We start from the raw sequence: 4255 nt of genomic DNA, 5'->3' as shown, positions 1-4255 counted from the left end.
CGGCCGGAGAACGGCCACCGGGGCCGCACACCGCCCCCGTGGCCCCACGGCGCCCGAGAGGGGCCGTGCCGGGCCCGGGCCGGGCCGCCCGTGGGCCCGTCCGCCCCGCGGGCCACCAGCGGCCACCGGGCCCCGCACACCGCCCCGAGGCCGAACCGGGGGCCGCCAGGCAGATGCTGCGCAACGCCCCGACCGAACCCGTGGCCGAACCACCGGCCGAACGGGAGACGGTGGCCGATCCGACATCGAGGACCGGGCCGTGCCCGAACCCGAGCATGGCCGATCGGGAGACGGTGATGACATTCCTTGAAAACGGCCACCTGGGTTCGAGGTGCAATGGGATGCTCTCGTACACGCTTCGGGACGTGGTGTGCTGACGACACCTGTTTAGCAGGAAGGGAACTTTGGGCTGTGCGCAGAGAGGATTCGGAGCAATTCGCCTTCTGGACGTGCCGCAGGCTGTTCGGGCCGATCTTTCCCTACGACAGGTGCTTTGCCTGCGAGGCCATGCACATCCCGCCCAGCCGGGAGGATCCTCATAACGGCCGCTACGACTTCGCGGGGGAGGGAGTGGCCGTCGAGGTGGTGTCGATCGTCAACTCCTCCACTCTGAGGAATTTCTCCTCGTGGAACAAGCGTAACCCCGGACCGATTGAGGGGGAGCCAGCCAAGTTCGGCCTGACCCTGCCATGGATGATATCGGTGCCCGCTCGCACCCCTACCGGCCAATTGGACACCGTCTTGGAGGCAGTGCGCTCCATGGAACGGGTCGGTATGCGCAGCACCTACGAATGCAGCCGTAACCGCTGCCCCGCTGGATCGGGCAAGCGGACATGTGCATTTTGCCAGGTAGCGCGCGCTGTGCCCTTCGATGCCTACGTGGGCGACGAAGGGCTGGTCGCTACCCGGCAAGGGGACGTGGTCGTTCTCGTGACCGAGAATCTGGCCTCCCACGGGCTGTCTGACCTGATGTACGAGATCAGTAGCCTGCTCCGGCCGAGTGCTGACGGGCAAAGAACAGATGTTTTACGGAAACTCGACATGGCCGAACGGCAGGGCAAAAGCCGACGGGTGGTGTGCTTCGTGCCGGACCTTTACTTCGCCCTTCGACTCAACGTATACCCGAACACCTGGAAGAAGCTGGGGACCTTCCGCTGGGACGCGATCCGTCCGGTCACCGATGTCGTAGTGGCATCACCAAACTTTCACCGCGCCGTGGTCTTCACGGACGCTGCCCCCACCAGGCAGATCTCGGTACGCAACGCGAAAAAGGTGCCAGCCCAACGCACTCTCGGATGTCGCTCCCGCCGATAGCACAGCCCAGGCCGCTCCCTGATCGAGCGGCTTCGATTGACGCCGGGCAGGGTGCTCTTCGAGCCCCTGCCGTTGAACGCCGAAATACGTGGGGCGATGAGCAGCCCTAACCGTTTTCAGGGATTCTCAATCAACGGTGGCCGACCCGGAAACGAGCACCAGGGCGTGGCCGATCCGACGTCGAGGACCAGGACGTGGCCGAGCTGATGGCCGGGTCGTCCCGCTCCCCACCACCACACGGGTACGGTCACCGCTTCTGTCACGACCGAAAACCGGACGTCCCCGCAGATCAGGGAGCCGCCGGGTGTGCTGGACCCGGTACACCCACCGGTACAGCAGCGGTACACCGAGCAGTACGCCACCGGTACACCCCAGCACACCCCCAGCAGACCCCCGGCACACCCTCGCCAGGCAGTCCCGGCCCGGCCGGGCGCCGGGTGACGAGAGAACAGGGTCTCCCCCCGTACAGGGAGAGACCTGTTCGCGCACGGCCCCGGTCGAATCCGGGGCGCGACCTGCGGTTGACCACGGCCGGCCCCGAGGGGAATGGGGACCGGAGTCGGTACCGGGGTCGGTACCTGAATCGGAACATGGAACGGAACCCAGTACGGGACCGGCAGCAGGACCACCGGAATGCGGGCACGGCCGGCGGAGGTACCGGTCAGGACCACTCTCCCCACCAGGATGTGACCAGGGTGGTGTGGTCCGGTGTTCCGGGTGGGTGGCGATCGATACTGCGGGTGTGGCGGTTCCAGCACCAGATCTCGGCTGTCCGCCACAGTTCCGGCAACTCCGTCTCCTCCTGCCACGGCGGATCCCTGAACTCCGATTCCAAGGATCCGTCCTCGGGGTTCCACCAGTTGCCGGTGGAAACCCTGGTCGGACGCCAGGTGATGTCGCCGATCAGTACCGCCCGCAAAGAGCCCTCAAGGGGAAATCCTTGACTGCCCGGCACCGGTAGGCGCCATTCGCGTTCGTGGGACCAGTCCTCGAATCTCCCGTTCGTGCCGAAAGGCACCACCCAGTGCCGAAGTTCCTCCGGGAAGCGTTCCCGGACATGTTGGGGAAGGTACGCCACCGCTCCGCCACCGGCCCCGAGAATCGAGGAACGCCCGAACACGAGCCCCCACGGGGGGAACCCGTGATCCTCTATGAGATGGATCAGATGTGGTTCCGGGGCCTCGGAGAAACTGATCGTCGCGCACCCGTTCGCGCCGAAAGGCGGGAACGCCCACAGTTGCCCTCCGGCCAGGATGGCGTCCAGGCGCTGCTGGGCGCTCATGTCACGGATGTTCTGCGGCACCGTTTCGGTCGGGGGGCGGCCACAGGGTCGCTGGGTGAAGTGGATCAGGTCCTCGCTCTGGGCGGGACCCGGTGGATGGAGTGCCGGTAGAGCCCACATGCGTCCCCCTCGGTAGGCGCCGATGCCGTGGAGGGTCATCCTGCCGTCCCCACCGTGGCGAGGGAGGCGTTTCGCGCACCCTGCCCCACCGGGCGGGACAGCCCGGGCGGGAAGCGGAACCGCCCGACGGCCGGGCACCCCTCCCGGGCACCGAGGAGTACCCGTGGCGGGCCCGGGTGGTATGTCGGGATCCGACGGACATCGAGCTGCCCGCCCCCGCGACCTGGGAGGGCCGACGGGCCACCGACGGCCAGGAGTGGCACCTTCCACCGGCCGGGATGGTCCGGGCCGTGCGGGAGGTCCTGGACGAACGCCTGGGCGAGCGGAAGGAGCACCACGTCCTGGCCGTCGATGTCACCGAGGCCGTCCGCGAGTGGGGGCGGCGTCACGGCCCGGCCGGACCCGGCGTGGTGCTCCGGGAACCGGCCAATCCTGCCGGGGCGGCTCGGCCGGAACCAGCTCCTTCCCCGGGGCCCGGGCCGGGGTCGGGGTGGTTGCGGACCTGCGGTTCCCGTGCGGGGCGCCGAGGCGCGGCCGTTTCCCGGAGCAGGAGGCAAGGCGAGGGGCTGCCATTTCCGTGTGGCTTCCGGTGAGGGGGCGTTTGGGGTGCGGCACGACATGTGCACCGAATGCCCATAGTGTGCATGTCAACCGGCCGCGCCGGGCACCGTGACGGCGCGGGAGAAGAAACCGAGTTCAGGGGTGGGCGTCATGGGTTTACGGAAGTTCGCGGGGTGTGTTGTGGCCGTCGCGGCGATGGTGTTGGCGATGGCCGGGCCGGCGCACGCGTCGTCGTCTCCGGCCGCGATCGCCGGGGAGAAGGTGTCGCCGGCGACGTTGGCGGCCCCGGGGGGACACGCCCTGGATGTGGGCGCCCGCAGCGTGCACTGCGGGAACGCATACTTCGACTTCGACGGCTACCAGTGGTACTTCGCCGTCTCGTGTTCCTCGACCGGCACCACCCAGTGGTGGGCCGTGGTCGCCTGTTCCGACGGCAGTTACGGGGTCTCGGGCCCGCACACGGGCTTTTGGAACGTGCAGGTCTACTGCTCGCCCGGCACCACCCCGGTGCAGGCGTGGGTGGAGTACACCACCTGAGCACCACCGGCATCCGGTCGATCGGCGATTGGCTTGCCCGCCGGCCGGGAGGACCTGAACCGTCCGGAAGAACCTGAACCAACACCCCGGGCGACACCGGGGCCACCGGCACCCGGCCATCACCATCACCGAGGCCATCCAACGGTGGACCCGACACCACGGCCCGGCCGGATACCACCCGGTGCTCCGGGGCCCCCGGCGTGTCGCACACACGGCCGGTGGGCCGGCCCCCGCCCGGGGGCCGGCCCACCGGCGATGACGGGGCGGGGTCAACCGCCGTGACGGGCCCGGATGAGCTTCACGGCGAGGCATACGGCCTGAAAGCCGACCCCGTGCAGCACACCGCCCGGGAAGCGGGTGGCGAACAGCGGGCGGCGGCACGTCAACCACCACCCGAGACGTTGCCGCAAGGGGCGGCGGGTGGGGTGGGGAGCGGATGGG

General features: G+C 68.9%; 3 protein-coding genes. 2 read left to right on the top strand and 1 reads right to left on the bottom strand.

Annotated features, from left to right (window positions below; all coding sequences use genetic code 11):
- Window positions 1-411 precede the first annotated feature (411 nt).
- Window positions 412-1314 carry a hypothetical protein gene (locus tag FNQ90_RS14350; protein WP_182606745.1) on the top strand — a complete coding sequence of 301 codons (903 nt, stop codon included), beginning with the start codon at window positions 412-414 and terminating at the stop codon, window positions 1312-1314.
- Window positions 1315-1975: 661 nt separating this feature from the next.
- On the opposite strand, the gene FNQ90_RS14345 is transcribed toward FNQ90_RS14350, so the two are convergent.
- Window positions 1976-2755 (bottom strand): hypothetical protein, encoded by a 780-nt coding sequence (locus FNQ90_RS14345; protein ID WP_182606744.1) that lies wholly within the window; start codon window positions 2753-2755, stop codon window positions 1976-1978.
- 672 nt (window positions 2756-3427) lie between these two features.
- On the opposite strand from FNQ90_RS14345, the gene FNQ90_RS14340 reads away from it, so the two are divergent.
- Window positions 3428-3814, top strand: a complete 387-nt coding sequence (locus tag FNQ90_RS14340) for a hypothetical protein (RefSeq protein WP_182606743.1) — start codon at window positions 3428-3430, stop codon at window positions 3812-3814.
- Window positions 3815-4255 lie beyond the last annotated feature (441 nt).

The sequence above is a fragment of the Streptomyces alkaliphilus genome (assembly GCF_014141535.1).
Lineage (GTDB): Bacteria > Actinomycetota > Actinomycetes > Streptomycetales > Streptomycetaceae > Streptomyces > Streptomyces alkaliphilus.
The sequence above is the reverse complement of the archived record's forward strand: the minus strand, read 5'-3'. Positions and strand labels throughout refer to the sequence as shown.